The organism is Streptomyces flaveolus (genome assembly GCF_044765825.1).
In the GTDB taxonomy this organism is placed as follows: domain Bacteria; phylum Actinomycetota; class Actinomycetes; order Streptomycetales; family Streptomycetaceae; genus Streptomyces; species Streptomyces flaveolus.
This window is the reverse complement of the sequence record NZ_JBIWKU010000006.1, coordinates 512,224-538,348: the sequence shown is the minus strand read 5'-3', so window position 1 is coordinate 538,348 and position 26,125 is coordinate 512,224. Positions and strand designations below refer to the sequence as shown.

Below are 26,125 nucleotides of genomic sequence, written 5' to 3'. Positions count from 1 at the left end.
GGCCTCATTGTCGCCGACAACGGCGCCGTCGTATGTCGACTTGGCGTCATCCATTGGCGGGTTTCGTACGAATAGCTTGCCACCGGTCCCCGCCGTTCCCTCGTAAGGTGGCGCTGACCGGTATGCAAAGATTCGTATCGTCACTCTGTGTATCACGGAGCGTCACGGTGGGCAATGAGGTGGGTCCGCAACTTGCCGCGTGGTTCGTCGTTGGCCACTCCTGCGACTCCGCCTCTCCGGTGGGCGCGCGCCCGCGTCCAATCGGTTGCCACGAAGCTCCGGTGAAATACCGTCACACTTGCTGGACGTGGCCTGGGTAGCAGCTGGATGGGGAAGGGTTGGGCCGTGCGTAAAGTGTGGTTCATCGGCGGTGCCGCGGTCGGACTGGGCGTCAGTTTCGTTCTGCTGCTGGTCGTCGGCGTCTACATCGTTGCCGGGAACCTCGCGGGCGGTGTGGGCGGCGGGGCCAAGAAGCTGGCCAAGGGGGCCGTGCCGGCGGCGTACCAGGGGCTGGTGCAGAAGTGGGGCAATCTGTGTCCCGCGATCAACCCCGCGCTGCTCGCCGCCCAGCTCTACCAGGAGAGCGGCTTCAATCCCAAGGCGCGGAGCGCCGCGGCGGCGCAGGGGATAGCGCAGTTCATTCCCGGGACGTGGGCCACTCACGGCATCGACGGGGACGGGGACGGCGACCGTGACGTGTGGGATCCGGCGGACGCGATCCCGTCGGCGGCGTCGTACGACTGCTCTCTCGCGTCGTACGTGAAGGACGTGCCCGGGAACGCGACCGAAAACATGCTGGCTTCCTACAACGCGGGGGCCTACGCGGTCATCAAGTACCAGGGCGTGCCGCCGTACAAGGAGACCCAGAACTACGTCAAGGTGATCACGACGCTGGAGAAGAGCTTCGCGGCGCCCACCACGCGGGTCGATCCGTCCGAGCAGGCCGCCGGGGCCATCGCGTACGCGCAGAAGAAGCTGGGGACGCCCTATCTGTGGGGTGGGAACGGGACCGCCGACCAGGGAGGGCGGTTCGACTGCTCGGGGCTGACGAAGGCCGCGTACGAGAGTGTCGGGATCAAGCTGCCCCGGGTCGCCAACGACCAGTACAACGCGGGGGCGCATCCCGCGCGGGACGAGCTGCTGCCGGGTGACCTGGTCTTCTTCTCCGACGACCTGACCAATTCCCGGGCCATCCGGCACGTGGGGATCTACGTCGGCGGCGGGTACATGATCGACGCGCCGCGGCCGGGGGCCGTGATCCGGTTCGATCCGGTCGACACGCCTGACTACTTCGGGGCCACCCGGGTGACCGAAGATGGCGCGAAAGCATTGCCCACAGCGGTGTGAACCGAACGTGAACCCATCCCCTGAGCTGCGACGACGTATCTCTCTTCGATAACGTCTGCGTGATCATTCGGTGGAGTGTGGAACGTATCAACGGGGACCGTGCGTTCCTGTTGTCGTGTAGGTGTGCGGCACATGAGGAGCCGGCGGATCTACGACCACGGGGGTGGCAGGAGAGGCGTGCGCAAGGTGCGCCGGAGGACATGACGAAGGGGCCGCTGCACCATGGCTGGACTCGCCGAATCCGGGTCGAACCCCGACGTCGAGCTGCTCTACGACATCAACGGACTGGCCAAGGACGCGCCGCACTGGTTCGACCGGGTCATGGAGTTCGTGGGTGAGTACGGACTGCTGTTCGCGATCGTGCTGCTGGTGCTGTGGTGCTGGTGGGGTGTGCGGCGGCGGGGCGGTGCGGACGCTGCCGCGTCCGTGGCCGCGCTGGTGTGGGCGCCGTTGGCGGCCGGCATCGCCGTCCTCGTGAACGTGCCGATACGGGGCTTCGTGGAGCGCCCCCGGCCGTTCAAGGACCACGAAGGGCTGGAAGTGCTCGTGTCCGGCAAGGACGACTTCTCCTTCGTGAGCGACCACGCGACGCTCGTCATGGCACTGGCCGTCGCGCTGTTCGTCGCCAACCGGAAGTTCGGGATCGGCGCGATCGTGCTGGCCCTGTTCGGCGGCTTCGCCCGGGTCTACATGGGCGTGCACTACCCGACGGACGTCATCGGCGGCTTCGCCCTCGGCACGGCCGTCGCGCTGCTGCTGTCGCCGGTCGCCATGGCCCTGCTGACGCCGCTGGTCAAGGCCGTCGAGCGGTCGCCGCGGGCGGGATGGCTGGTCAGCGCGCGGGGGCGGGCCGAAGAGGGGCGGGGCTCCGTGATCCCGGGCGCCCGGCAGGAGAACGCCGGGGCGGAGGAGCGGGACCTCGCCGCCTAGGCCTACAGGGCCTGGGGGAAGGTGAAGACGCGGTCCGGGTCGTACTGGCTCTTGAGTTTCGCCAGGCGCGGGGCCGCGTCTCCGTAATGGGCCCGTCGCCAGTCCCTGAGGGCCGGGTCCGCGTAGTTCTGGTACGCGGCGCCCGAGGCGTACGGGCGCATGGCACCGTACGCGGACGCCAGCCAGGACTGGGCCGTCGCGCCGCTCGTGCCCGGCCGCCAGGCGGCGAGGTACTGGGCCAGCATCCGGGAGCGGCGGTGCACGAACGCGGTGGCCGTCGGCGCGACGCGGTTCACCGCACCGCCTAGCGCCGTGAACGCGATGCTGCCGGCGCCGCCGCGCACCGAGCGGACCTGGGCCAGGAGGGCCCGGATGCCGGCGGGCGGCAGGGAACGGTCGTAGAAGTCCGAGCGTGCCGCGTACGTCTCGCGCCCCAGCGCGCCCTGCGGTGACCGGCCGGGCGTGGTGCCGGGGAGATGGCACCGGGCGTCCGTGGCGAACGACGAGCAGCCGGCGTACACCTCCATCGACGCCTCGTACGAACGACGCTTGAGGGAGACGCTGCTCGCCGAGGCGCCGATACGGCCGGCGAGGCGGTCGACCGCGTTCTGCAGCTCGCCGTAGGTGCCGAGGGAGAAGGCGGCGACCGACACGGTCGGGGTGCCGCGGGACCCGGCCTCGAGGTGGAGGGACGACCAGATCTCGTCGGGCTGGTCCGGGCCCCACTCCTGCCAGGCGCGGACGACCGCGGCGGCCTTCGCCCAGGGCCAGGTCAGGTACGCCGATACGGCCTGGGGTGCGGGGTGGGTGCGGAAGCGGAGCTCCGTGACGATGCCGAAGTTGCCGTTGCCGGCGCCGCGCAGGGCCCAGAACAGGTCCTTGTGGTCGGTGGCGTCGGCCGTGAGCTGCTTGCCGTCCGCCGTGATCAGGGTGGCCTGGGTGAGGCTGTCGCAGGTGAGGCCGTAGGCGCGGGAGACGACGCCGTGGCCGCCGCCGAGGGTGAGGCCGGAGATGCCGACGGTGGGGCAGGAACCGGCCGGGATGGTCACGCCCTTGGCGGCCAGGGCCCGGTAGACGTCGATCAGTTTGGCGCCGGCGCCGACGGTGGCCTGGTTGCCGCTCGCCCGGACGCGGTTCAGTTTCGACACGTCGATGATCAGGCGGCCGTTGCCGGAGGACCAACCGGCGTAGGAGTGGCCGCCGTTGCGGATCGCGACGGGAACGCGGTGGGCGCGGGCGTAGGAGAGGGCGGTGCGGATGTCGTCGGGGTGGGCGGCGTAGGCGACGGCGGTGGGGCGGAGGGCGTCGAAGCGGGTGTTGTAGAGCTGGTGGGCTGTTCGCCAGGGCTGGTCGCCGGGGCGGACGAGGGGGCCGTCGAGGGATTTGGCCAAGGCGGTCCAGGTGGCAGGGGTGGCGGCCGGCCTGGTGGAGGTGGCCGTGCGGGTGAGGCGGGGGGTGGGGGCGGGGTTCTTGCCTGCACCGGAGGAGGTGTCAGGGGGCGCGCCCGTGCAGGCGGTTGAGGGGGTGAGGGAGAGGGTGGCGGCTGTGGTGCCACCCAGGAAGGTGCGCCGGTTCATGTGCGTCTCCTCGTCCCGTGGGGGGTCTAGGAGGGAGACGGGGCGGTGGGGGTGGGGGTTCCATGGGTGGGGCCGTCCGGGTGCCCGGCGTGGCGTGCGGGGGCGGGCGCGCGGGCCGGGGGTGGATGGCGCGGCCCGGCGTCGGCGGGGTGCCGCCGCGCCCACCCGTGCCGGCCTTGGCGGCACGATTGCCCGCGGTTCGCGGCTTGCGCGGTGCGCGTTGACGGGGTGTCGGTGTGGCCTGCCGTGCTGCCCTGCACGATTGCCCGCGGTTTACGCGGGCGTGGGGTGGGACTGGGCGTCTGTGCGGGCCTGGCTTCTGGCTCTGCGGGCCGGGCCTCGCCAGCCGCAGGTGCAGCGGGCCACGCAGAAGGCGCCCTGTTCGACCGTGGTCGTGCTGTGTTCCGGGATGTCCTGGGGAGCTTCACGAGCGTCCTGCTGAGCCACGGCCACAACGTTACCGGCGTCGCCCACCCGTCGTTAACCGGGACGACAGGGGGTCCGGGACGGGCCGTGTCGGCTGGGGTAGGTGGCGGATGGTCGGGCGGGAGAGGGAGCGGTGGGGCAGGAGGGCGGGGGCGGTCTCCGTCGTCGGGGCCGTGGTCGGCGCGGGTCTGGCCGCGGCCGGGTGCTCCGGGCAGGGAGCCGCCGTGGAGGACGCCCCGCCCGGGGATCCGGTCCGCGTGCTGCACCGGGCCGCGGACCAGCTGGTGGCCGCCGGCAGCTCCAAGGCCCGCACGGCCATGGAGATGGCCAGCGGCGGCACGCGGGTGACCATCCGCGGCGAGGGTGTGTACGACTTCCGCGAGCGGCTCGGCGAACTGAAGGTGAGGCTGCCGCAGGACCCCGCGGGCACGAGTGGGCACCGGCCGATCACCGAGCTGCTGGCGCCCGGCGCGCTGTTCATGAAGAACCGGGGCGCCGGCGTGCCCGACGACAAGTGGGTGCGGGTGGCGACCGCCACGCTCTCCGACGGGAATCTGGTGACCGGCGGGGCGACGGACCCGTTCGCCGCCGCCGAGGTGCTGCGGGGGACGCGGACCGCGACGTACGTGGGGCGCACCGAGGTCGCGGGGATCGCGGTGCGGCACTACCGGGGGACCGCCGACCTCACCCGGGCGGCGCGGGACGCCTCGGACGGCAACAAGGCGGCGCTGGCCGCGGCCGCCGAGGGCTTCGCCACCACCGAGGTGCCGTTCGACGCCTATCTCGACGACGCGGGCCGCATCCGCAAGGTCCGGCACCGGTTCAGCTTCGCCAACGGGCAGAGCGAGGGCACCGTGGCCGTCGCCTCGACGACACTGCTCTACGACTTCGGCGCCGCCGTGCGCGTACGGCTGCCCGAGGAGGACGACATCTACGCCGGGAAGATCGCCGAGGGGCCGGGAGAGGCCGCGGGCGGAGGACCGGGCGAGGGCGCGGACGGCAAGAACTAGCCCTTCCGTGCCATGCGCGGTGCGTAGACCGCTCCCTACTCTAGGAAGCTGGTGACGGCAGAGACGAGGTGACGCGCGTGGCTCCGGTCGGCGGTACGGCAGTTCAGGACCACGTGGCGCTCGCCGAGATAGAACTCTGCGGAGAGCTGATCATCGCGGCCTCGGCCGCCCGGGAGCGGCTCAGCCTGGAGAGCATCGACGAGGTGCTGAGGGTCGCCGAGGAGCGCGGCGCCGGCGCCGACCAGTAGGCCCCGCCGGCTCAGGTGCGCAGCAGGCGGCCGATCGCCTTCGTCGCCTCCTCCACCTTCGCGTCGATCTCGGAGCCGCCCTTGACGGCCGCGTCGGCGACGCAGTGGCGCAGGTGCTCCTCGAGGAGCTGCAGGGCGAAGGACTGCAGGGCCTTGGTCGAGGCGGAGACCTGGGTGAGTATGTCGATGCAGTAGACGTCCTCGTCGACCATGCGCTGCAGGCCGCGGATCTGGCCCTCGATGCGGCGCAGGCGCTTGAGGTGCTCGTCCTTCTGCTTGTGGTAGCCGTGCACGCCGCGGTCGTGGTCCGTGACGACGTCCGTCCCGTCCGTCTCCACCGTGTCCACGGTGGAGGAGGGCGCGCCTGCGCCGGCCTCGGTGGTCGTCATCGCGTCCTCCTGTTGGGCAGTTTGCCGACAGATACCCCTAGTGGGTATATGGTACCGAATTTTCCGGGGTAGGGGGCCCCTGGAGGCAGCGCGGAGCAAGGCCTCGGGTCGCCCCCCTGCTCATCACTCTGCATCATGGGCGACACTGGGGGACGGCCCGTTAGCCGTGGCCGGATGATGCGCCTAGCATCAGCCTGACCGAAACCGATGCATCCCGAGGACCCCACGTGCGCTTTCGTCTGACCCCCAGGGAGACGAGCTTCTACGACATGTTCGCCGCGTCCGCGGACAACATTGTCACGGGCTCCAAGCTCCTGATGGAACTGCTCGGGGCGGACGCACCCGCCCGGGCCGAGATCGCAGAGCGTATGCGGGCCGCAGAACACGCGGGTGACGACGCCACGCACGCGATCTTCCACCAGCTGAACTCCTCGTTCATCACGCCGTTCGACCGCGAGGACATCTACTCCCTCGCGTCGTCCCTCGACGACATCATGGACTTCATGGAGGAGGCCGTCGACCTGGTCGTCCTCTACAACGTCGAGGAGCTGCCCAAGGGCGTCGACCAGCAGATCGAGGTGCTCGCCCGGGCCGCCGAGCTGACCGCCGAGGCCATGCCGAACCTGCGGACCATGGACAACCTCACCGAGTACTGGATCGAGGTCAACCGGCTGGAGAACCAGGCCGACCAGATCCACCGCAAGCTGCTCGCCCACCTCTTCAACGGCAAGTACGACGCCATGGAGGTGCTGAAGCTGAAGCAGATCGTGGACGTGCTGGAAGAGGCGGCGGACGCGTTCGAGCACGTGGCGAACACGGTGGAGACCATCGCCGTCAAGGAGTCCTGACCCCTTCATGGACACCTTCGCTCTGATCGTGACCATCGGGGTCGCGCTCTTCTTCACGTACACCAACGGTTTCCACGACTCGGCGAACGCGATCGCGACGTCCGTGTCGACGCGGGCGCTGACCCCTCGGGCGGCGCTCGCGATGGCCGCCGTGATGAATCTCGCCGGTGCCTTTCTCGGCTCCGGGGTCGCCAAGACCGTCAGCGAGGGGCTGATCGAGACACCCGAGGGCTCCAAGGGGATGGGGATCCTCTTCGCGGCGCTGATCGGCGCCATCGTGTGGAACCTCATCACCTGGTACTTCGGCCTGCCCTCGTCGTCCTCGCACGCGCTGTTCGGCGGCATGGTCGGCGCGGCGCTGGCGGGCAGCACGACCGTGTACTGGCACGGAGTGGTCGACAAGATCGTCATCCCGATGTTCGTGTCGCCGGTGATCGGTCTGGTCGTCGGTTACCTCGTCATGACGGCGATCATGTGGCTCTTCCGCCGGTCCAACCCCCACAAGGCGAAGCGCGGCTTCCGTATCGCGCAGACGGTGTCGGCGGCGGGTATGGCGCTGGGCCACGGTCTGCAGGACGCGCAGAAGACCATGGGCATCGTGGTGATGGCGCTGGTCATCGCCGATGTCGAGGACTACGGCGATCCGATTCCGGTGTGGGTGAAGATCGCTTGCGCGTTGATGCTGTCGCTCGGGACGTACGCGGGCGGCTGGCGGATCATGCGGACGCTGGGGCGGAAGATCATCGAGCTTGATCCGCCGCAGGGGTTCGCCGCGGAGACGACGGGGGCGTCGATCATGTTCGGTTCGGCGTTCCTGTTCCACGCGCCGATCTCGACGACGCATGTGATCACGTCGGCGATCATGGGTGTGGGGGCCACGAAGCGGGTGAACGCGGTGCGCTGGGGCGTCGCGAAGAACATCATCCTGGGGTGGTTCATCACGATGCCGGCGGCCGCGCTGGTGGCGGCGTGTTCGTACTGGCTGGTGGATCTGGCGTTCCTGTAGCCGGGTCGCGGCTGCAGGCATGAGCAAGGCGATGGGCCCGCCCCCGTTCCGGGGGCGGGCCCTTGTGCGCCTCGCGGTGGCACCGCCATGCAGCACCGCGAGGGGATCGGATCCGGCCTAGCCGAAGCGGCCGGAGATGTAGTCCTCCGTGGCCTGGACCGACGGGTTGGAGAAGATCCGCTCCGTCTCGTCGATCTCGATCAGCTTGCCGGGCTGGCCGACGGCCGCCAGGTTGAAGAAGGCCGTACGGTCCGAGACGCGCGCCGCCTGCTGCATGTTGTGCGTCACGATGACGATCGTGAAGCGCTCCTTCAGCTCGCCGATCAGGTCCTCGATCGCGAGGGTGGAGATCGGGTCCAGGGCGGAGCAGGGCTCGTCCATGAGCAGGACGTTCGGCTCCACCGCGATCGCGCGGGCGATGCACAGACGCTGCTGCTGGCCGCCGGAGAGGCCGGAGCCCGGCTTGTTCAGGCGGTCCTTCACCTCGTTCCAGAGGTTGGCGCCGCGCAGCGACTTCTCGACGATGTCGTCCAGCTGGGACTTCTTGTACTTGCCGTTCAGCCTGAGGCCCGCCGCGACGTTGTCGTACACCGACATGGTCGGGAACGGGTTCGGGCGCTGGAAGACCATGCCGACCTCGCGCCGCACGGCCACCGGGTCGATGCCGGCGCCGTACAGATTCTCGTCGTCGAGCATGACCTTGCCGTCGACCCGGCCGCCGGGGGTGACCTCGTGCATGCGGTTGAGGGTGCGCAGGAAGGTGGACTTGCCGCAGCCGGAGGGGCCGATGAAGGCCGTCACGGATCGGGGTTCGACGGTCATCGAGATGTCCTCGATGGCCAGGAAGGAGCCGTAGTAGGCGTTGAGGCCGCTGACATCGATGCGCTTGGCCATGTGAATCACTGCTTCTTTCGGTCCGGGGCCTTAGCGACCGGTCTTCGGTGCCTTCCAGCGGGCGATGCCGCGGGCCACCAGGTTGAGGATCATGATGAACGCGATGAGCGTCAGGGCCGCCGCCCAGGCACGGTCGTACGCCGCGTCGGAGCCCGCGCTGTACTGCAGGTAGATGTACATCGGCAGCGACTCCTGCGGGTCCTGGAACGGATTCGCGTTGATGAAGTCGGTGCCCCAGACCAGCAGCAGCACGGGGGCCGTCTCGCCGGTGATGCGGGCGATGGCCAGCATGACGCCGGTGATGATGCCGCCGACCGACGTCGGCAGGACCACCTTCAGGATCGTGCGCCACTTCGGCACGCCGAGCGCCAGTGACGCCTCGCGCAGCTCGTTCGGGACGAGCTTGAGCATCTCCTCGGTGGAGCGGATGACGACGGGGATCATCAGGATGCACAGGGCGAACGAGCCGGCGACGCCGGACGGGCCCATGTCCAGGATGAGCACCCACAGGCTGAGGACGAACAGGCCCGCGACGATCGACGGGATGCCCGTCATGACGTCGACGAAGAAGGTGACGGCCTTGGCGAGCCGGCCGCGGCCGTACTCGACCAGGTAGATCGCGGTGAGCACGCCGATCGGCACGGAGAACAGGGTGGCGAGGCCGACCTGCTCCAGGGTGCCGAGGATGGCGTGGTAGATGCCGCCGCCGGGCTCGCTGTCGGCGACCACACCCATCGAGTGGCTGAGGAAGTAGCCGTCGAGGACCTTCACGCCCCGCTTGACCGTCTCCCAGATCAGGGAGAGCAGCGGGATCAGGGCCAGCAGGAACGCGACCCAGACCGTGCTGGTCGCCACCCGGTCCTTGGCCTGCCGGCCCCCCTCGACGCGGGCCGAGATGGCGTACGTGCCGCCGACGAAGAGGACCACGGCGATCAGGGCCCACTGGATGCTGCTGTTCAGCCCGGCCGCGGTGCTGATGCCGAGGCCCGCGGCGACCGAGCCGGCCGCGACCGCCCAGGGGAACCACTGGGGCAGCGTGGCGCCGCGCAGGGAGCTGCGGCTCTTGGGGGTAAGGGTTGCGTGGCTCATGCGTTGGCCCCCGAGTACTCCTTGCGGCGGGCGATGATCATGCGTGCCGCGCCGTTGACCAGCAGCGTGATGACGAAGAGCACCAGACCGGAGGCGATCAGCGCGTCCTGGCCCATCACGGTCGCCTCGTTGAACTTGCTGGCGATGTTCTGGGCGAAGGTGCCGCCGCCCGGGTCGAGCAGGCTGGCGTTGATGTCGAAGGTCGGCGAGAGCACCATGGCCACGGCCATCGTCTCGCCGAGCGCGCGCCCGAGGCCGAGCATCGAGGCGGAGATGACGCCGGAGCGGCCGAAGGGGATCACCGACATCCGGATGACCTCCCAGCGCGTGGCGCCGAGGGCCAGTGCGGCCTCCTCGTGCATGCGCGGGACCTGCCGGAAGACCTCGCGGCTGACGTTGGTGATGATCGGCAGGATCATGATCGCGAGCAGGACGCCCACGGTGAGCAGCGAGCGCGGCGCTCCGCCGTTCCACTCGAAGATGCCGGTCCAGCCGAGGTACTCGTCCAGCCAGCCGAAGAGCCCGTCCATGTGCGGCACCAGGAAGAGCGCGCCCCACAGGCCGTAGACGATCGAGGGCACGGCGGCGAGCAGGTCGATCACGTACGCGATGGCGCCGCCCAGCTTGCGCGGCGCGTAGTGCGTGATGAACAGGGCGATGCCGACCGAGACGGGGACCGCGATGGCCATGGCGATGATCGACGACACGACGGTGCCGAAGGCCAGGACCGCGATGCCGAACTCCGAGGGGTCGCCGCTCGGGTTCCAGTCGAAGCTGGTGAAGAAGTTGGCCTCGTCCTTGCTGATCGCGAGGGAGGCGCGGTACGTGAGGAAGGCCGCGATGGCGGCCATGATGACCAGCACCAGGATGCCGGACCCGCGGGAGAGCCCGACGAAGATCCGGTCGCCGGGCCGGGTGGCGCCGCGTGCGGCGCGCTTGGCCTCGGGGCCCGGGGGCTGTTGGGGTACGGGGGCTGCTGCTGGCTTCTGGGGGTCAGTGGTTATGTCCATCGGGTTCTCCGGTCTGCGGAGCCGCCGTACGCGGCGGCTCGGGCGGAGCCGTCCGTGCGGGGGCTCCTGGCGGCGGTGCACCGGACGGTGCGGTCCGGCCCCGGGCAGGGACCGGACCGCACTCGGGTCAGCTCAGGCTCGCGATGTTCTCGCGGACCTTGGTGATGATCTCGGTGGGCATCGGGGCGTAGCCGGCGTCCGCCAGCAGGCCCTGGCCGTCCTCCGAGGCGATGTAGTTCAGGAAGGACTTGGTGGCGGGCAGGGTCTCCGCCTTGTTGCCCTTGTCGCAGGCGATCTCGTAGGTCACGAGGACGATCGGGTAGGCACCGTCGGCGGTCGGCGTGTAGTCCAGCTTCAGCGCGAGGTCCTTGCCGGTGCCGACGACCTTGGCCGCGCCGATGGCGGCGGTGGCGTTGTCGACGGTGGCCTTGACCGGCTCGGCGGCCTCGGTCTTCACGTCGACCGTCTTGATGCCGTCCTTGGCGTACGACAGCTCGAAGTACGAGATGGCGCCGGACGTCTGCTTCACCTGTGCGGCCAGGCCGGAGGAGCCCTGCGCGGACTGGCCGCCCTTGGCCTCCCAGGACTTGCCCGGCTCGTACGACCAGTCCTTCGGCGCGGCGGCCTTCAGGTACTTGGTGAAGTTGTCCGTGGTGCCGGACTCGTCGGAGCGGTGGAACGCCTGGATCTTGAGGTCGGGGAGCTTGGCCCCGGGGTTGAGCTTGGCGATCGCCGGGTCGTTCCAGTGGGAGATCTTGCTGTCGAAGATCTTCGCGAGCGTCGGGGCGTCCAGGACGAGACTGTCGACGCCGGGGACGTTGAAGCCGACGGCGATCGGGCCGCCGACCATCGGCAGGTCGATGGCCTGGCCGTCCTTGCAGACCTTCTTCGACGCCTCGATCTCGTCGGGCTTCAGCGCGGAGTCCGAACCGGCGAACGCGGTCTGGCCCTGCGTGAACGCGGTGATGCCCGCGCCGGAACCGGTCGGGTTGTAGTTGATCTGCACGCTCTTGCAGGCCGCGACGTACTGCTTGACCCAGGCGTCGATGGCGTTCTTCTGGGCCGAGGAGCCGGAGGCCTGGAGCTGGCCCTTGGCGTCGTCGCACTTGATGTTGCCGGCCTGCGTGCTGGCGGAGGCTCCGCCGCCGTTGCTGTTTCCGCCGGTGTCGTCGGAGCCGCACGCCGTGAGGGCCAGGGCGCCGGAGACGGCGAGAGCACCGAGAGCGAGGGCCCGCCGGTTCATGCGCTGAAGCTTCACTTGAGGGAGTTCCTTCCAGGAGCCGCCGTCCTGAATCCGGCGGCGTGCGAGGACTGTCTACGGCCGAAATTAGGCAGAACAGGTGAAGCCGCCGATGGGCGTGAATGAACGAGGGGTGAACCCCTGTGGACGGTGCGGTGAGGTCACGGAATGCTTACGTCGATGACACGGCGCGGTCTCCGGGTCACCCGTCGTACGGATCGTCCCCCTAGGGGCGCAGCTCGGCCGGGAGCGCGTCGACGAGCGCCCGGTCCCTGGGCTGGGTGAGACGGGCACGGGCGGCCGGGACCGGCAGCCAGAGGATGCGGTCGACCTCGTCGTTCGGGGTGAAGCCGCCCGAGACGGCCTCCGCCGCCCAGTACCGGACCTCCTTGGGACGGCCGTCCACCAGGTAGCGCACGGTGGGCAGCTCGACGCCGGGCGACGCGGCGTACCCCGTCTCCTCCGCCACCTCGCGCAGGGCGCCGGCGAGCGGGTCCTCCCCGCGCAGCAGCTTGCCCTTGGGGTGCGACCAGTCGTCGTACTTCGGCCGGTGGACCAGGCAGAGCTGCGGCTCGCCGGCGCCGGGGGCGCGGCGCCACAGCACGCAGCCGGCCGCGCGGACGATGGTGTCCTCGGGAGTGCTCATGCGGGGTTCGCCGTCCCTTCGCGGGTCACTGTGCCGGTGCCGGGCGGGCGCCTCTGTGCTGCCAGTCGTGCTGAAACGCGTACCGTGCCGCCTCCACCTCGTGGCGCTGGTCGGCGTGGAGCACGCCGAGGGCGTACGCCGTCGCCGGGGCGATGCGGGGCGTGCGGGCGGCCTGGGCCGCGGCGGCGGCGGCCTCCGACGCGTCGCGGTGGCGGTCGAGGGCCTCGCCCGCGGTGAGCAGGCGCGCGTCCTCACCGCCCGGGCCGTCCTCGCCGGCCAGCACCTCGCGGGCGTACCGGTGCAGGCGCAGCAGCAGGCGTACCTGGTGCCAGGGGGCGTCCTGCGGGTGAGGTGCCGGGTCCGGGGACAGGCCGTGGATCAGCGCCTCCGCGTTGTACGGGTGGCCCGCGGTGACCAGGGGCAGCGCGGCCACCGCGTCGGCGAGGCGGCCCTCCGCCGCTCCGGCCAGCGAACGGAGGTCGGCGGTGACGTCCGCGGTCGCCCGCAGGGGCACCTCGCTGGCCAGTAACGCGACCTTGTCGGCGACCGCGTGGAAGCGGCTGCTGCCCAGGGCCTGCAGGGCGGTGGAGTGGGCCCGGGTGCGGGCCAGGGTGAGCTGGCGGTCGAGCAGGGCGCCCGCCTTGGCCGCGCCCACGGTGAGGTTGCCGCGGTCCGGGGGCGCGGGGGCCGCGGGGGGCGCGGGGAGGGTGGCCGACACGGCAGCGGCCGCCACCTGCCGGCGGGCCGGGAACGCCGACGAGCCGGACAGCCGGTGCAGCGCCTGGAGCAGGCGTTCCAGGCGCGAGGCGTAGGCGTGCTCCATCGCCAGCGTGCCGGACAGCCAGGCCAGCTCGGGGCGCATGCCCTCCGCCCAGTCGGCGTCGAGCAGCGGCTGGTAGGTGTGCAGGGTGCCGCTGAGGCGGCGGGCCGCGCGGCGCAGGGCGCGGGCCGCGTCCACGGGGCCCGCGGAGCCGTCGCCGACGCCTGAGCCGGACGAACCGTTCGCGCCCGTGCCCGACTCGCGGTGCAGGCGCAGGGCGCGGAGGAACTCCGTGGCCTGGGCACGCAGGTAGCACGCGAGGGCTTCCGCGGGAACCGGTCCGGCCGCGCTCGCCGGTTCGGCCGGCTCGGCCAGGCGGTTCGTCGGGTCAAGGTGTTGCTGTGCCACGCCGGCGCCTCCGGGCGTCTATGAGCATCTCCTGGACGTTGCGCAGGGGCTGGCCGTCCGCGTCGGTCGCGTGCCGGGTCCACTCGCCGTCCGGCCCGAGGTGCCAGGAGGCGGTGCCGTCGGACATGCCGGTCTCGAGGAACCGGTTCAGGGCCGCCCGGTGGGCCGGGTCGGTGACCCGGACGAGCGCCTCGATACGGCGGTCGAGGTTGCGGTGCATCATGTCGGCGCTGCCGAACCAGACCTCGGGCTCACCGCCGTTGCCGAAGGCGAAGACGCGCGAGTGCTCGAGGAAGCGGCCGAGGACGGAACGGACCCGGATGTTCTCCGACAGGCCCGCCACGCCCGGGCGGAGCGCGCAGATGCCGCGTACCCACACGTCGACCGGGACGCCCGCCTGGGACGCGCGGTAGCAGGCGTCGATGACGGCCTCGTCGACCATCGAGTTGACCTTGATGCGGATGTGGGCGGGGCGGCCGGCGCGGTGGTGCTGGATCTCCTTGTGGATACGGGAGACCAGGCCGTCGCGCAGGGACTTGGGCGCGACGAGCAGGCGGCGGTAGGTCTCGCGGCGGGAGTAGCCGGAGAGGCGGTTGAACAGGTCGGAGAGGTCCGCGCCGACCTGCGGGTCCGCGGTGAGCAGACCGAGGTCCTCGTAGAGGCGGGCCGTCTTCGGGTGGTAGTTGCCCGTGCCCACGTGGCTGTACCGGCGCAGGGTGTCGCCCTCCTGCCGGACGACCAGGGACAGCTTGCAGTGGGTCTTCAGACCGACCAGCCCGTAGACGACGTGGCAGCCGGCCTCCTCCAGCTTGCGGGCCCACTTGATGTTGGCGTGCTCGTCGAAGCGGGCCTTGATCTCGACCAGGACGAGGACCTGCTTGCCGGACTCGGCCGCGTCGATGAGCGCGTCGACTATCGGGGAGTCGCCGGAGGTGCGGTACAGCGTCTGCTTGATCGCGAGGACGTCCGGGTCGGCCGCCGCCTGCTCCAGGAAGGCCTGCACGGAGGTGGAGAAGGAGTCGTACGGGTGGTGGAGCAGGACGTCGCGGCTGCGCAGGGCGGCGAAGATGTCCGGCGCCGAGGCGGACTCGACCTCGGCGAGGTCGCGGTGGGTGCCGGCGACGAACTTCTGGTACTTCAGCTCCGGGCGGTCGATGCTGTGGATGCGGAAGAGGCCGGTGAGGTCCAGGGGGCCGGGCAGGGGGTAGACCTCCGCCTCGCCGATCTTCAGTTCGCGGACGAGGAGGTCCAGGACCTCCCGGTCGACGGACTCCTCCACCTCCAGGCGGACCGGCGGGCCGAAGCGGCGCCGCATGAGCTCCTTCTCGAGCGCCTGGAGGAGGTTCTCGGCGTCGTCCTCCTCGACCTCCAGGTCCTCGTTGCGGGTGAGGCGGAAGGCGTGGTGCTCCAGGACCTCCATGCCGGGGAACAGCTCTTCGAGGTGGGCGGCGATGACGTCCTCGATGGGGACGTAGCGGCCGGGGGACGCCTCGAGGAAGCGGGACAGCAGCGGGGGGACCTTGACGCGGGCGAAGTGGCGGTGGCCCGTGACGGGGTTGCGGACGACGACCGCGAGGTTGAGGGAGAGGCCCGAGATGTACGGGAAGGGGTGCGCCGGGTCGACGGCGAGGGGGGTGAGGACCGGGAAGATCTGGTGCCGGAAGAGGGTGAAGAGGCGGGCCTGCTCCTTCTCCGCGAGCTCGTTCCAGCGGACCAGGTGGATGCCCTCCTCGGCCAGGGCCGGGGCGACGTCCTCGTGGAAGCAGGCGGCGTGCCGGGCCATGAGCTCGCGGGAGCGGGCCCAGATCATCTCCAGCACCTCGCGGGGCTGCAGGCCGGAGGCGGAGCGCGTGGCCACACCGGTCGCGATGCGGCGCTTGAGGCCGGCGACGCGGACCATGAAGAACTCGTCCAGGTTGCTGGCGAAGATCGCGAGGAAGTTGGCCCGCTCCAGGAGCGGGGTGTTCGGGTCCTCGGCGAGTTCGAGGACCCGCTCGTTGAACGCGAGCCAGCTGCGTTCGCGGTCGAGGAAGCGGCCCTGGGGGAGGGCGGCGCCCGTGCCGGTGCCGTCGCCGCCGGGCGCCGGCGACTCCTCGTACGCGTCCAGGTCCGCGTCGATGTCCGGCTCCAGGTCGGAGACCGTGGCGGCCACGGTGTGCGGGCGGTGCGCGGCGATGGAGCCCACGGAGGGCTGCGTGTGCTGGACCTCGGCCTGGCTGTTCGGCTGCCTCATGAACCCATTCTTCCGCGCCGCGCGCAGGACAGGCGCGTCGGACGGCGCGGAATGCTCTGCTCCTGGTGGCACGGTCGGCTTCATTCGGTGAGGGTCGCAAGGCTGTCTGAATCGATGGTTACGGGGACATGACGTGTGGGATAGCGGGGGGCCTCCGGCAGACCGCGTCACGTCGGACGCCCCGCCCGGGACCTGGTCGGAAAACCGGCCCGTGATCGTGTGAACCGGACGCCCCGGCTCGTCCGATGAGGAGATGTGAGCGAAACGAGAACCGACGGTGAGCTGCTGCGGGCCGTCGCGGCGGACGCCGACCGGCGCGCCTTCGAGGAGCTGTACCGGCGGTACGCCCCCTGGCTGACCGCCCGGATGCGCGGCCGCTGCGCCGACGCCGGTGTCGTCGACGACGTCGTGCAGGAGACGTTTCTCGCGGTGTGGCGGGGCAGCGCGCGCTACCGGGAGGACGGGGACGTGGCCGGCTGGCTGTGGCGGATCGGATCCCGGCGGCTGGTCGACGCGCTGCGCGGCGACGGCGCCCGGGGGCGGCTGCGGCAGGCGCTGGCCCGCCTGCGGCACCGGGACGAGGCATCGGCCGAGGAGCGGGTGCTCGCCGGTGTCGAGCACGGGGACCTCGCCGGCGCGCTCGTCCGGCTCTCGCCGGAGCTGCGCGCGGTGCTCCAGGCCACGGTCATCGACGGGCTGACCACCCGCGAGGCGGCCGTCCTGCTCGGCATCCCGCCGGGCACGGTCAAGACGCGGGCGATGCGGGCCCGCCGGCAGTTGCGGGAGGCGCTGGCATGAGAATCGACAACGGCTGGCACGTGGACGAGGACGACCTGCGGGCGTACGCCCTCGGCGAGCTCGCGGCGCCCGTGCTCTGGTCCGCCGATGCCCATCTGACCGCCTGCGCGCGGTGCCGGGGCGTCCTCGCCGAGGTGAGCGACGCCGCCGCCCTGGAGGCGGGGTGGGAGCGGCTCGACGCCGAGCTGGACGCACCCCGGCCGGGGTGGCTCGAGGGCCTGCTGGTGCGGTGCGGGGTCGCCGACCACACCGCGCGGCTGCTCGCGGCCACGCCCGTGCTGCGCCGGTCCTGGCTGGGCGCGGTCGTCGCCGTGCTGGTGATGACCTTCGTCGTCGCCTTCACGTCCGGGGCCACCGACCGGCCCACGGTCTTCCTCGCCTTCGCGCCGCTGCTGCCGCTGGCCGGTGTGGCGCTCGCCTACGGGCCCGCGCTGGATCCGACGTACGAGATGGCGGTCGTCTCGCCGGTGCACGGCTTCCGGCTGCTGATGATCCGCACGGTCGCCGTCCTGGCCGTCGGCCTCGGCGTCAACGGCCTCGCGACGCTCGCCCTGCCGGGATACGGGCTGCGCGCACTGGCCTGGCTGCTGCCCGCGCTCGCCCTCACCGCGTCCGGGCTGGCGCTGACGCCCCGGCTGGGACCGGTGGTCGCGCCCTCGGTGGTCGCCGGGGCGTGGGGCGCCGTGCTGTTCGCGGCGGACGCCGCGCAGGCCGCCGAGGGCGGTCCGCTGGCGCCGTTCACCGCGGCCGGGCAGGGCGTGTCCGCGGCCGTGGCCGTGCTGGGGACGGGGCTGCTGGTCCTGTTCCGCGACCGGTTCGACGTCTTCCCGCGGGGTGCCGCGTGAGTCCTTCCTTCTCCTCCTGCTTCTTCTTCTCCTTTCGACCTGTGTACGGGAGCGCCGTATGACCTCCACCGTTTCCGCCTCCGGGCTCAGCCTTCACTACGGGCGCACCCGGGCCCTGGACGAGGTGTCGCTGCGGCTGACGCCGGGCGTCACCGGCCTGCTCGGACCGAACGGGGCCGGGAAGACCACACTGCTGCGGGTGCTGGCGACCGCCGTGCCCGCCGACCGGGGCACCTTCACCGTGCTGGGGCACGACCCGGGCACCGCGCGGGGACGGCAGGAGGTGCGGCGGCGGCTCGGGTATCTGCCGCAGACCCCCGGCTTCCACCCGGACTTCACCGCCTTCGAGTTCGTCGACTACGTCGCGATCCTGAAGGAGCTGACCGACCGGGCCGCACGGCACCGCGAGGTGCGGCGGGTCCTGGACGAGGTCGCTCTGGGCGACGTACGCGGCAAGCGGATCAGGAAGCTGTCCGGTGGCATGCGGCAGCGGGTCGCGCTCGCGGCGGCGCTCGTCGGTGACCCCGGGTTCCTGGTCCTCGACGAACCGACGGTCGGGCTCGATCCCGAACAGCGGATGCGCTTCCGGGAGCTGATCGCCGGGGCGGGAGAAGGGCGGACCGTGCTGCTGTCCACCCACCAGACCGAGGACGTCGCGATGCTCTGCCACCGGGTGGTCGTCATGGCCGCCGGGACCGTGCGCTTCGACGGGACACCGGCCGAGCTGACCGCGCGGGCCGCCGGGCGCGTGTGGAGCAGTACGGAACGCGATCCGCACGCGATGGCCGGGTGGCGCACCGGCACCGGTTCCTTCCGGAACGTGGGCGACCCGCCCTCCGGCGCCGAGCTGCTCGAACCCACGCTGGAGGACGGCTACCTGCTGACCCTCGACGGCGCCGGCGCGGAGGTGGCGGCATGAGCACCGTGCGGACGGCTGCCCCGCCCGCCGTGGACGCCGGGCCGCGCGGCGGCGCTGCCCGGGCCGTGCCGGCCCTCGCCCGGTTCGAGGCACGCCGGCTGCTGCTGAGCATCCCCGTCGTCGTCGCCTTCCTGGCCTACGTCGCCTGGATCGTGTGGCGCACCCGGAGCTCCTGGGACGGATACCCGGCCCTCCAGGACGCCGACCGCTCCACCCAGGGCGGGCCCCTGCTCGTCGGCCTCGCCGTCCTGGTGTCCGCCAACTTCGCCGTCCTGCGCTCCGCGCGCCACGGCACGGAGAGCCAGTTCGCGATCCTGGTCGTGGCGCCCTGGCGCCGTACGGTGGCGCACGCGCTCGCCGTCGTACCGGCCGCCGCGCTCACCGCGCTGTGCGTGGCCGGGCAGTTCGCGTGGGAGGCGGCCAAGGACGGAGCGGTCGGGGGCGGTTCACCGGCCGAGCTGCTCGTGGGGCCGCTGACCGTGCTGCTGTTCGGGGCCCTCGGTGTGCTGCTGGCCCGGGTGCTGCGGTCGCCGCTCGCCGCGCCGCTGCTGGTGGTATGCCTGCTGTTCACGCTCGTCCTCGGCACCGGTCCGGGCGGCACGGGCGGCCTGTCGTGGCTGTCCCCGGTGGTCGTCGAGGGCAGCGCCAAGTCCCTGCCCTCCGACCTGCTCGGGCGGCCCGCCGCCTGGCACGCCCTGTACCTGGCGGGCGCCGCCCTGTGCGTGGGCTTCCTCGCGGTCCTGGTCGCCGGCGGACGCGGGCCGGCCGTCCGGGCGGGCGTCGCGCTGACCCTCGCGCTGGCGGTGGCCGGCGGGATACTGCAGGCCCGGGGCGTGGACCCGTCGCCCGAGCTGACCGCGGCCCGTGAGCGGGCCTCGGTGAGTCCGGAGAAGGAGCAGACCTGCGTCGAGCACGGCCCGTCGACGTACTGCGCCTTCCCCGAGTGGGAGACCCGGGCCGGCACCTGGGCCGGGGTGGTGGACCGCGTCCAGTCCCTCGCGGGCGGCACCGCGCACGATCAGCGGCTCCTCGTACGGCAGCGCATAGACGCCCGCTACGGGCTGGGAGGCGACGCCGCGATCCCCCCGCTGACCGCACCGCACCAGGTGACCGTGGGCACCGCCTGGGGCGGCAACCGGGTCCCGGAGTTCTCCACCGCCGTCGCCGCCGTGCTGGTCACGGGCAGCGAGGAGGCGGGGAGCGCGGTGTGCGACGGGCGGATGGTCACCCTCATGTGGCTCTCCCTGAGCTGGCAGGACGACCCGGTGAACGCCCTGCGCCGGGTCCGTCTCGACGACAGCGTCGAGGGATCCGCGGTGGTCCTGTCCCCGACCGACCCGCTGACCATGACGGAGGGTCAGACCGACGTCGTACGGCGGCTGCTCCAGAAGCCGCGCCCCGGTGTCGCCGAGCGGGTGAAGGCGCACTGGGCCGAGCTGACCTCCCCGGGCGTCACGACGGACGAGGCCGCCGGGCTGCTGGGCGTGGCCGGGCCGAAGAAGGCGGACTCGTGCGAGTGACCCGCGCGCTGGTCCGCCCCGTGTGGCGCACGCTGCCGTGGCGGACCCTGGGCTCCGCGGGCGCCCTCGGGCTGCTGCTCGCCGGGACGCCGAGGATGGCGGGTGCTGAGCCAACCCCTTGGCAGGCGCTCACCCTGCTGCGGGGCGTGGCCCTGGTCGGCGCGCTCGGCCTGGTCTTCCTGCTGGACGACCGGGCCCGGCACCTCACCGCGCCCGTCCCGACCCGGCGCCCCCTCCGGCAGGCCCTGCGGGTGGCCCTCGTCGCACCGCCCGCCGCGCTGTGGTGGACGGCGGTGCTGCTGCTCGCGCCCTCCGGCACCCGGCCCCCGGTCGGCGACATCACCCTGGAGGCCGCGGCGATGTGCGTGCTGGCGCTCGCCGGTGCCGCGGCGGCGGTACGGCTGACGGACGAACCGCGCCCCGGCCCGGCCGTCGCGGCGGCCCTGCTGGTCGTCGCCGTCCTCGCGCCCCTGCTGATACCCGGCGACTGGGCGCTGTTCGTGGTGCCGGACGACCCGCGGTGGCCCGCGGGGCACGACCGGTGGGCGGTGCTGCTGGCCGCGGTCGCGGTCGCGTGGGCGGTGTGCGGGCCGGAGCCGGTGGGCCGGCGTGGGCGGCGGGGACGGCCGCGTGCCGTCACCCTGCCCGGGCCGCCCCGGGCTCCCGGCGGACAGGCGTAGGGCGCGGGGGGCGGCTCACGTCTCCGGCAGGCGTGGCGCGCCGGTGACGGCTCACGTCTCCGTGCGGTACATCAGGTCCGTCTCGTGCGTGACGAAGCCGAGGCGCTCGTAGACGGACACCGCCGCCTTGTTGTCGGCGTCGACGTACAGCATCGCCGTGGGCAGGCCCTGCTCCGCAAGGTGCCGCAGGCCGATGGTGGTCAGGGCCTTGCCCAGGCCGCCGCCCTGGGTGTCGGGGCGGATGCCGAGGACGTACACCTCACCGAGCCGTTCCTCGGCGTGCACCTTGGTCCAGTGGAAGCCGATCAGTTCGCCCCCGCGTTCGGCCAGGAAGAACCCCGCCGGGTCGAACCACGCCTCGGCCTTGCGGTCGTCGAGGTCCCGCTGCGTGAGGGAGCCCTGCTCGGGGTGGTGGGCGAAGGCGGCGGCGTTCACGGCGAGCCAGGACGCGTCGTCCTGACCGGGTACGAAGGTGCGCACGCTCACGCCCTCGGGCAGGCGCGGGTCGGGCAGGTCCAGGCCGGCCAACGGGCGGCGCATCTGTCGCAGTTCGCGGAAGAGGGTCAGCCCGAGGACCTGCGCGAGATGCCGGGCGGCGGAGTGGCCGCCGTGCGCCCAGATCCGCAGCCGCTTGCCGGAGGCCGCGAGCAGCGCGGAGCCCAGCGCCCGCCCGTGTCCCTGCCCCCGGTAGGAGGGGTGGACGACCAGTTCGGCGGCCGGCGGCTCCACCGGGTCGGTGTCCTCCAGCTGGGCGTAGCCGACGAGTTCGCCGTCCACGGTGAGCAGCAGGTGGGCGACACCCTCCCGCGCGCCGCCGCGCAGCTGGAGGCGCCCCTGCTCGGACACGGCGTGCTGCCCGTCGTTCCGGGCGGCCGCGCCGAGCAGGGCGAGCACGGCTTCGGTCTGTTCCGGGGTGAGTGCGGCGAGGGTCTCGATCGAGCGGGGGCGGCCGGGTCGCACGGTGTCGTCGCTGGTCATGCGTACGAGGGTAAGGGGCTGGCCCGGCAAAGTGGCGGTACAGGACGACGAAGGTAAACCAGGCTGTAACCCGGAACCCCCTGTCGCGCTACGCGCGTTGACTCTAGGCTGCGCCGACGGGCCGTCCTTCTCCTCGACGGCTCGCACCAGGCAGATCCGCAGGCAGACCCACAGGGGGGCGCATGCCAGCCACAGCACAGTCGTACCAACCGCGCCACAGACGCCGCGTCAACCGCCTGCTCGCGGTGACCGCCGGTGTCGTCACCGCCGGGGCGCTCGCCGCCGCGGCGCTGCCGGCGTCGGCGACCGCGGGCGAGAGCCACCGCGGTCACCAGCCCGATCACCGGCCGGGCCGCTACCAGGACGTCCAGCTCCTCTCCTTCAACGACCTGCACGGCAACCTGGAGCCCCCGGCCGGCTCCTCGGGCCGGGTCACCGAACTCCAGCCGGACGGCACCACGAAGACGATCGACGCGGGCGGTGCCGAGTACCTCGCCACCCACCTGCGCCAGGCCCGTAAGGGCCACCCGTACTCCATCACCGCGGCCGGCGGTGACATGGTCGGCGCCTCCCCGCTGCTGTCCGGTCTCTTCCACGACGAGCCGACCATCGAGGCGCTGAACAAGCTCGACCTCGACGTGACGTCCGTCGGAAACCACGAGTTCGACGAAGGCGCCAAGGAGCTGGCCCGCCTGCAGAACGGCGGCTGCCATCCCACCGACGGCTGCTACGCGGACAAGGAGTTCGAGGGCGCCGACTTCCCGTACCTGGCGGCCAACGTCCTGGACGAGAAGACGAAGAAGCCCATCCTGAAGCCGTACTGGGTGTGGAAGCAGAACGGCGTCAAGGTCGGCTTCATCGGCGTGACCCTGGAGGGCACCCCGAACATCGTCTCGGCGGACGGCGTGAAGGGCCTGCAGTTCAAGGACGAGGTCGAGACGATCAACAAGTACGCCAAGGAGCTGCGGCGCCAGGGCGTGAAGTCGATCGTCGCTCTCATCCACGAGGGCGGCTTCCCGGCGTCGACCTCCTACAACTACGACTGCGACTCCCCGGGCGCCGGCGACGGCATCTCCGGACCGATCGTCGACATCGCCAAGAACGTCACGCCCGAGGTGGACGCGCTGGTCACCGGGCACACCCACAACGCGTACGTCTGCACGATCCCCGACCCTGCGGGCAACCCCCGCATGGTCACGTCGGCCGCGTCCTTCGGCCGCCTCTACACGGACACGACGCTGACGTACGACCGCGCGACGGGTGACATCGCCCGTACGGCCGTGAAGTCGGCGAACCACGTGGTGACGCGGGACGTCCCGAAGGCGCCGGACATGACCCGCCTGATCGACCGGTGGAACACCCTGGCCGCCCCTATCGGCAACCGACCCATCGGCTACATCTCCGGCGACATCAACCGCGACGGCACCGAGTCCCCCCTCGGCGACCTGATCGCCGACGCGCAACTGGCCTACGGCAAGTCCCTGGACCCGGAGACCGACCTGGCCCTGATGAACCCGGGCGGCATCCGGGCGCCGCTCACGTACGCGGCGAAGGCCGGTGAGGGCGACGGCGTGGTGACGTACGCCGAGGGCTTCACGGTCCAGCCCTTCGCCAACACGGTGAACCTGCGCACCTACACGGGCGCCCAGCTGATCCAGGCGCTCAAGGAGCAGGTGACCGGCGGCAACGAGGCGGCGCCGAAGATCCTCCAGATCTCGTCCGGTCTGACGTACACCCTGGACCTGACGAAGACGGGCGCGGACCGGGTCGTCACCGGCTCCATCCGCCTGAACGGCGCCCCGATCGACCCGGCGGCCACCTACCGCGTCGCGATGAACAGCTTCCTCGCGGGCGGCGGCGACGGCTTCACCACCTTGGGCCAGGGCACGGACGAACTGGTCGGCACGGACGACCTGACGGCCCTCGAGCAGTACCTGACGGCCAACTCGTCGGCGTCGGCCCCGATCGCCCCGCCGGCCGCGGACCGGATCACGGTGGTGCGGTAGGCGGCTTCCGGCACCTGCGAGGCCCGGGACGCGTTCACCCTGTGACGCGGCCCGGGCCTCGTGCCGTGTCAGTCCTCCCCGTCCGCCGCGCCCAGATCCGGCGGGGGCACAGGTGCCCCCGGCAGTCGCACCGTGACCGTCGTGCCGCCGCCCTCCGCCGGGGTCAGGGTCACCTCGCCGCCCGCCTGCTGGACCGTCCGGGCCACGATCGACAGGCCGAGGCCCGAGCCGGGCAGCGCGCGGGCCGACGGGGAGCGCCAGAAGCGGTCGAAGACGTGCGGGAGTTCCTCGGCGGGGATGCCGGGGCCGTGGTCGCGGACGGTGAGGACGCCGTCGGCGAGGCGTACGTCGACGGTGCCGCCGTCCGGGCTGAACTTCACCGCGTTGTCCAGGATGTTGACCATCGCGCGCTCCAGGGCGGAGGGCTCCGCCCGTACGTACCAGGGCTGGACGTCGGCGGTGATCGTCAGCTCCGGTCCGCGCAGGCGGGCCCGGCGCAGCGCCGACTCGACGATGTCCTGCCAGGCGAGGATCTGCGTCTTGCCCGCGTGCTGGCCGGTGTCCGGGCGGGACAGCTCCTGGAGGTCGCCGATGAGCGCGGCGAGTTCCGTCATCTGCGCCTTCACGGAGGCGAGGAGCGCCTTGCGGTCGGCCTCGGGGATCGGGCGGCCGGTCTCCTCGCTGCGGGAGAGCAGCTCGATGTTGGTACGCAGGGAGGTGAGGGGCGTGCGCAGTTCGTGGCCGGCGTCGGCGATGAGCTGCTGCTGCAGGTCGCGGGAGCTGGCCAGGGAGGAGGTCATCGAGTTGAAGGAGCGGGAGAGTCGGGCGATCTCGTCCTCGCTGTCGTCCTCCACGGGGATGCGGACGTTCAGGTCCTCGGTCCGGGCGACGTGCTCGACGGCCTGGGCCAGGTCGTCCACCGGACGCAGACCGGCGCGGGCGACGGCGAGTCCGGCGGCCCCGGCGCCCACGACGCCGATGCCGGAGACGAGCAGGAGGACCCAGACCAGCGAGGACAGCGGCTCGGTGACCTCCTTCACCGGTTTGGCGACGGATACGGCGATGCCCGGCTGCACCTGCTTGGTGAGCCGGTCGACGACCGGGCGGGTGTAGACGCGGACCGTGGTGCCGTCCGTGGTGCTGCCGGTGTGCAGCGTGCTATCCGCCAGGCCGTCGGCGACGGCCACGTCCGCGGCCTGCACGCGCATCTCCTCGCTGCCCGGATCCACGCACGTGGAGCCGTCGGAGTAGAGGATCGTCACGATGGGGGCGTTGGGTGCCTGAGGCAGCTCCTGGGGGTCGGCCGACCGGCAGTTGGCCAGCATGCTCTGCAGAAGCTGGCTGGAGACCTGCTCGCCGCGCAGCTGGTCGTCCAGCTGGTGGTACAGCTGGTTGCGCACCACGAACCAGCACGTCACCGAGACCGCCGCCACCGCGAACGCCACCGCCGCCGCGACCAGCAGGGCCAGGCGGGAGCGCAGGGGCAGGGTGCGGAACCGCTTGATCACTCCGCGCCGCCCTGCCGCAGGACGTAGCCGACGCCGCGGACCGTGTGGACGAGGCGCGGTTCGCCGCCCGCCTCGGTCTTGCGGCGCAGGTACATGACGTACACGTCGAGGGAGTTGGACGACGGCTCGAAGTCGAAGCCCCAGACCGCCTTCAGGATCTGCTCCCGGGTGAGGACCTGGCGCGGGTGCGCCATGAACATCTCCAGGAGGGTGAACTCCGTGCGGGTCAGCTCCACCGGCCGCCCGGCCCGCGTGACCTCCCGCGTCGCCAGGTCCATGGTCAGGTCGGCGAAGCCGAGGGTGTCGTCGTTGTCGGCGGTGGCCTCGAGCGCCGCCGCGTAGGAGCTGCGGCGCAGCAGCGCGCGGATGCGGGCGAAGAGTTCGTCGAGCTCGAAGGGCTTGACCAGGTAGTCGTCGGCGCCGGCGTCCAGGCCGGTCACCCGGTCGCCGACCGTGTCGCGCGCCGTCAGCATGAGGATCGGGGTCGTGTCGCCCGCCCCGCGGATCCGGCGGGCGGCGGTCAGGCCGTCCATGCGGGGCATCTGGATGTCGAGGACGACGAGGTCGGGCCGGTACGCCGCCGCCTTCTCCAGGGCGTCGGCGCCGTCGACGGCGACCTCGGTGCCGTACCCCTCGAAGGCGAGGCTGCGCTGAAGGGCTTCGCGGACCGCCGGCTCGTCGTCGACGATCAGGATGCGCTGGGTGTCACGGTCGCGGTCGCCTTCTGCGGGGCTCATGGGCTCGGGTTCCTCGGGTGCGGTGGGTACGGGCTGCCAACGCCTTCAGCGTCGCACGTCCGGGTCGGCCCCG

General features: G+C 71.9%; 24 protein-coding genes. 12 read left to right on the top strand and 12 right to left on the bottom strand.

The features are described 5' to 3' along the window. Positions 1 to 327: 327 nt before the first annotated feature. Both ACIRG6_RS21530 and ACIRG6_RS21525 read left to right on the top strand, forming a co-directional pair. Complete coding sequence (locus tag ACIRG6_RS21530) at positions 328 to 1,347, top strand: C40 family peptidase (RefSeq protein WP_364674352.1); 1,020 nt, start codon at positions 328 to 330, stop codon at positions 1,345 to 1,347. Between the two features lie 222 nt (positions 1,348 to 1,569). Continuing rightward, positions 1,570 to 2,277 (top strand): phosphatase PAP2 family protein, encoded by a 708-nt coding sequence (locus ACIRG6_RS21525; protein ID WP_364674349.1) that lies wholly within the window; start codon positions 1,570 to 1,572, stop codon positions 2,275 to 2,277. A gap of 2 nt (positions 2,278 to 2,279) precedes the next feature. On the opposite strand, the gene ACIRG6_RS21520 is transcribed toward ACIRG6_RS21525, so the two are convergent. Next, the gene (locus ACIRG6_RS21520; RefSeq protein ID WP_403324074.1) at positions 2,280 to 3,854 is read right to left on the bottom strand and encodes an FAD-binding oxidoreductase; all 1,575 of its coding nucleotides are present in this window, start codon (positions 3,852 to 3,854) and stop codon (positions 2,280 to 2,282) included. A 536-nt stretch (positions 3,855 to 4,390) separates the two neighbouring features. Here ACIRG6_RS21520 and ACIRG6_RS21515 point away from each other — a divergent pair. Next, entirely contained in the window at positions 4,391 to 5,290 is a 900-nt protein-coding gene (locus tag ACIRG6_RS21515) for a hypothetical protein (protein ID WP_403324072.1), read from the top strand. Between the two features lie 68 nt (positions 5,291 to 5,358). Beyond that, positions 5,359 to 5,538 (top strand): hypothetical protein, encoded by a 180-nt coding sequence (locus ACIRG6_RS21510; RefSeq protein ID WP_239765743.1) that lies wholly within the window; start codon positions 5,359 to 5,361, stop codon positions 5,536 to 5,538. Positions 5,539 to 5,549: 11 nt separating this feature from the next. Here the strand turns inward: ACIRG6_RS21510 and ACIRG6_RS21505 are convergent, their stop codons facing one another. Further along, positions 5,550 to 5,927 (bottom strand): metal-sensitive transcriptional regulator, encoded by a 378-nt coding sequence (locus ACIRG6_RS21505; RefSeq protein WP_239765744.1) that lies wholly within the window; start codon positions 5,925 to 5,927, stop codon positions 5,550 to 5,552. Between the two features lie 227 nt (positions 5,928 to 6,154). Here ACIRG6_RS21505 and ACIRG6_RS21500 point away from each other — a divergent pair, with 227 nt between their 5' ends. Both ACIRG6_RS21500 and pitH read left to right on the top strand, forming a co-directional pair. Continuing rightward, positions 6,155 to 6,775, top strand: coding sequence for a DUF47 domain-containing protein (locus ACIRG6_RS21500; RefSeq protein ID WP_077799272.1), 621 nt, complete (start codon positions 6,155 to 6,157; stop codon positions 6,773 to 6,775). Positions 6,776 to 6,782: 7 nt separating this feature from the next. Continuing rightward, entirely contained in the window at positions 6,783 to 7,781 is a 999-nt protein-coding gene (gene pitH / locus ACIRG6_RS21495) for a low-affinity phosphate transporter PitH (protein WP_318213433.1), read from the top strand. Between the two features lie 117 nt (positions 7,782 to 7,898). Here the strand turns inward: pitH and pstB are convergent, their stop codons facing one another. The 7 genes from pstB to ACIRG6_RS21460 all read right to left on the bottom strand — a co-directional run bounded on the left by pstB (position 7,899) and on the right by ACIRG6_RS21460 (position 16,061). Then, positions 7,899 to 8,675 carry a phosphate ABC transporter ATP-binding protein PstB gene (gene pstB, locus ACIRG6_RS21490; RefSeq protein WP_030191650.1) on the bottom strand — a complete coding sequence of 259 codons (777 nt, stop codon included), beginning with the start codon at positions 8,673 to 8,675 and terminating at the stop codon, positions 7,899 to 7,901. Between the two features lie 30 nt (positions 8,676 to 8,705). Then, a complete protein-coding gene (gene pstA, locus ACIRG6_RS21485) occupies positions 8,706 to 9,764 on the bottom strand; it encodes a phosphate ABC transporter permease PstA (protein WP_318213432.1) in 1,059 nt (352 codons plus the stop codon). Continuing rightward, on the bottom strand, positions 9,761 to 10,774 hold the full coding sequence (gene pstC, locus ACIRG6_RS21480; protein ID WP_350722327.1) for a phosphate ABC transporter permease subunit PstC: 1,014 nt from the start codon (positions 10,772 to 10,774) through the stop codon (positions 9,761 to 9,763). The genes pstA and pstC overlap by 4 nt, the downstream gene beginning before the upstream one ends. 127 nt (positions 10,775 to 10,901) lie before the next feature. Further along, positions 10,902 to 12,032: a phosphate ABC transporter substrate-binding protein PstS gene (gene pstS / locus ACIRG6_RS21475; RefSeq protein ID WP_350722325.1), complete on the bottom strand. Its 1,131-nt coding sequence runs from the start codon at positions 12,030 to 12,032 to the stop codon at positions 10,902 to 10,904. A gap of 208 nt (positions 12,033 to 12,240) precedes the next feature. Next, positions 12,241 to 12,660, bottom strand: coding sequence for an NUDIX hydrolase (locus ACIRG6_RS21470; protein ID WP_403324066.1), 420 nt, complete (start codon positions 12,658 to 12,660; stop codon positions 12,241 to 12,243). A gap of 25 nt (positions 12,661 to 12,685) precedes the next feature. Further along, positions 12,686 to 13,828, bottom strand: coding sequence for a CHAD domain-containing protein (locus ACIRG6_RS21465; RefSeq protein WP_403324064.1), 1,143 nt, complete (start codon positions 13,826 to 13,828; stop codon positions 12,686 to 12,688). Then, positions 13,809 to 16,061, bottom strand: coding sequence for an RNA degradosome polyphosphate kinase (locus ACIRG6_RS21460; RefSeq protein ID WP_318213427.1), 2,253 nt, complete (start codon positions 16,059 to 16,061; stop codon positions 13,809 to 13,811). Before ACIRG6_RS21460 ends, ACIRG6_RS21465 begins: the two co-directional genes overlap by 20 nt. 255 nt (positions 16,062 to 16,316) lie before the next feature. Between ACIRG6_RS21460 and ACIRG6_RS21455 the strand changes: the two genes are divergently transcribed. Genes ACIRG6_RS21455 through ACIRG6_RS21435 form a run of 5 tightly spaced genes read left to right on the top strand, consistent with a single transcriptional unit; the run spans position 16,317 to position 20,823 of the window. After that, positions 16,317 to 16,859, top strand: a complete 543-nt coding sequence (locus ACIRG6_RS21455; RefSeq protein WP_239765751.1) for an RNA polymerase sigma factor — start codon at positions 16,317 to 16,319, stop codon at positions 16,857 to 16,859. Continuing rightward, entirely contained in the window at positions 16,856 to 17,704 is an 849-nt protein-coding gene (locus tag ACIRG6_RS21450; protein WP_364674331.1) for a zf-HC2 domain-containing protein, read from the top strand. Before ACIRG6_RS21455 ends, ACIRG6_RS21450 begins: the two co-directional genes overlap by 4 nt. A 58-nt stretch (positions 17,705 to 17,762) precedes the next feature. Beyond that, entirely contained in the window at positions 17,763 to 18,623 is an 861-nt protein-coding gene (locus ACIRG6_RS21445; protein ID WP_403324062.1) for an ABC transporter ATP-binding protein, read from the top strand. Further along, the gene (locus ACIRG6_RS21440; RefSeq protein ID WP_364674326.1) at positions 18,620 to 20,143 is read left to right on the top strand and encodes an ABC transporter permease; all 1,524 of its coding nucleotides are present in this window, start codon (positions 18,620 to 18,622) and stop codon (positions 20,141 to 20,143) included. Before ACIRG6_RS21445 ends, ACIRG6_RS21440 begins: the two co-directional genes overlap by 4 nt. Beyond that, positions 20,134 to 20,823, top strand: a complete 690-nt coding sequence (locus ACIRG6_RS21435) for an ABC transporter (protein ID WP_365020205.1) — start codon at positions 20,134 to 20,136, stop codon at positions 20,821 to 20,823. Before ACIRG6_RS21440 ends, ACIRG6_RS21435 begins: the two co-directional genes overlap by 10 nt. A gap of 51 nt (positions 20,824 to 20,874) precedes the next feature. On the opposite strand, the gene mshD is transcribed toward ACIRG6_RS21435, so the two are convergent. Further along, entirely contained in the window at positions 20,875 to 21,801 is a 927-nt protein-coding gene (gene mshD / locus ACIRG6_RS21430; RefSeq protein WP_364674321.1) for a mycothiol synthase, read from the bottom strand. Positions 21,802 to 21,983: 182 nt separating this feature from the next. On the opposite strand from mshD, the gene ACIRG6_RS21425 reads away from it, so the two are divergent. Further along, positions 21,984 to 23,807, top strand: coding sequence for a bifunctional metallophosphatase/5'-nucleotidase (locus tag ACIRG6_RS21425; RefSeq protein ID WP_403324060.1), 1,824 nt, complete (start codon positions 21,984 to 21,986; stop codon positions 23,805 to 23,807). Between the two features lie 68 nt (positions 23,808 to 23,875). Here the strand turns inward: ACIRG6_RS21425 and ACIRG6_RS21420 are convergent, their stop codons facing one another. Both ACIRG6_RS21420 and ACIRG6_RS21415 read right to left on the bottom strand, forming a co-directional pair. Continuing rightward, entirely contained in the window at positions 23,876 to 25,315 is a 1,440-nt protein-coding gene (locus ACIRG6_RS21420; protein WP_403324058.1) for a sensor histidine kinase, read from the bottom strand. Continuing rightward, complete coding sequence (locus ACIRG6_RS21415; RefSeq protein ID WP_239765758.1) at positions 25,312 to 26,052, bottom strand: response regulator transcription factor; 741 nt, start codon at positions 26,050 to 26,052, stop codon at positions 25,312 to 25,314. The genes ACIRG6_RS21420 and ACIRG6_RS21415 overlap by 4 nt, the downstream gene beginning before the upstream one ends. Positions 26,053 to 26,125 lie beyond the last annotated feature (73 nt).

Coding starts and splice junctions, on each gene's coding strand:
- ACIRG6_RS21530 (WP_364674352.1), top strand. CDS start 328: ATGGGGAAGGGTTGGGCCGTGCGTAAAGTGTGGTTCATCGGCGGTGCC.
- ACIRG6_RS21525 (WP_364674349.1), top strand. CDS start 1,570: ATGGCTGGACTCGCCGAATCCGGGTCGAACCCCGACGTCGAGCTGCTC.
- ACIRG6_RS21520 (WP_403324074.1), bottom strand. CDS start 3,854: ATGAACCGGCGCACCTTCCTGGGTGGCACCACAGCCGCCACCCTCTCC.
- ACIRG6_RS21515 (WP_403324072.1), top strand. CDS start 4,391: ATGGTCGGGCGGGAGAGGGAGCGGTGGGGCAGGAGGGCGGGGGCGGTC.
- ACIRG6_RS21505 (WP_239765744.1), bottom strand. CDS start 5,927: ATGACGACCACCGAGGCCGGCGCAGGCGCGCCCTCCTCCACCGTGGAC.
- pitH (WP_318213433.1), top strand. CDS start 6,783: ATGGACACCTTCGCTCTGATCGTGACCATCGGGGTCGCGCTCTTCTTC.
- pstB (WP_030191650.1), bottom strand. CDS start 8,675: ATGGCCAAGCGCATCGATGTCAGCGGCCTCAACGCCTACTACGGCTCC.
- pstA (WP_318213432.1), bottom strand. CDS start 9,764: ATGAGCCACGCAACCCTTACCCCCAAGAGCCGCAGCTCCCTGCGCGGC.
- pstC (WP_350722327.1), bottom strand. CDS start 10,774: ATGGACATAACCACTGACCCCCAGAAGCCAGCAGCAGCCCCCGTACCC.
- ACIRG6_RS21470 (WP_403324066.1), bottom strand. CDS start 12,660: ATGAGCACTCCCGAGGACACCATCGTCCGCGCGGCCGGCTGCGTGCTG.
- ACIRG6_RS21460 (WP_318213427.1), bottom strand. CDS start 16,061: ATGAGGCAGCCGAACAGCCAGGCCGAGGTCCAGCACACGCAGCCCTCC.
- ACIRG6_RS21450 (WP_364674331.1), top strand. CDS start 16,856: ATGAGAATCGACAACGGCTGGCACGTGGACGAGGACGACCTGCGGGCG.
- ACIRG6_RS21445 (WP_403324062.1), top strand. CDS start 17,763: ATGACCTCCACCGTTTCCGCCTCCGGGCTCAGCCTTCACTACGGGCGC.
- ACIRG6_RS21440 (WP_364674326.1), top strand. CDS start 18,620: ATGAGCACCGTGCGGACGGCTGCCCCGCCCGCCGTGGACGCCGGGCCG.
- mshD (WP_364674321.1), bottom strand. CDS start 21,801: ATGACCAGCGACGACACCGTGCGACCCGGCCGCCCCCGCTCGATCGAG.
- ACIRG6_RS21425 (WP_403324060.1), top strand. CDS start 21,984: ATGCCAGCCACAGCACAGTCGTACCAACCGCGCCACAGACGCCGCGTC.
- ACIRG6_RS21415 (WP_239765758.1), bottom strand. CDS start 26,052: ATGAGCCCCGCAGAAGGCGACCGCGACCGTGACACCCAGCGCATCCTG.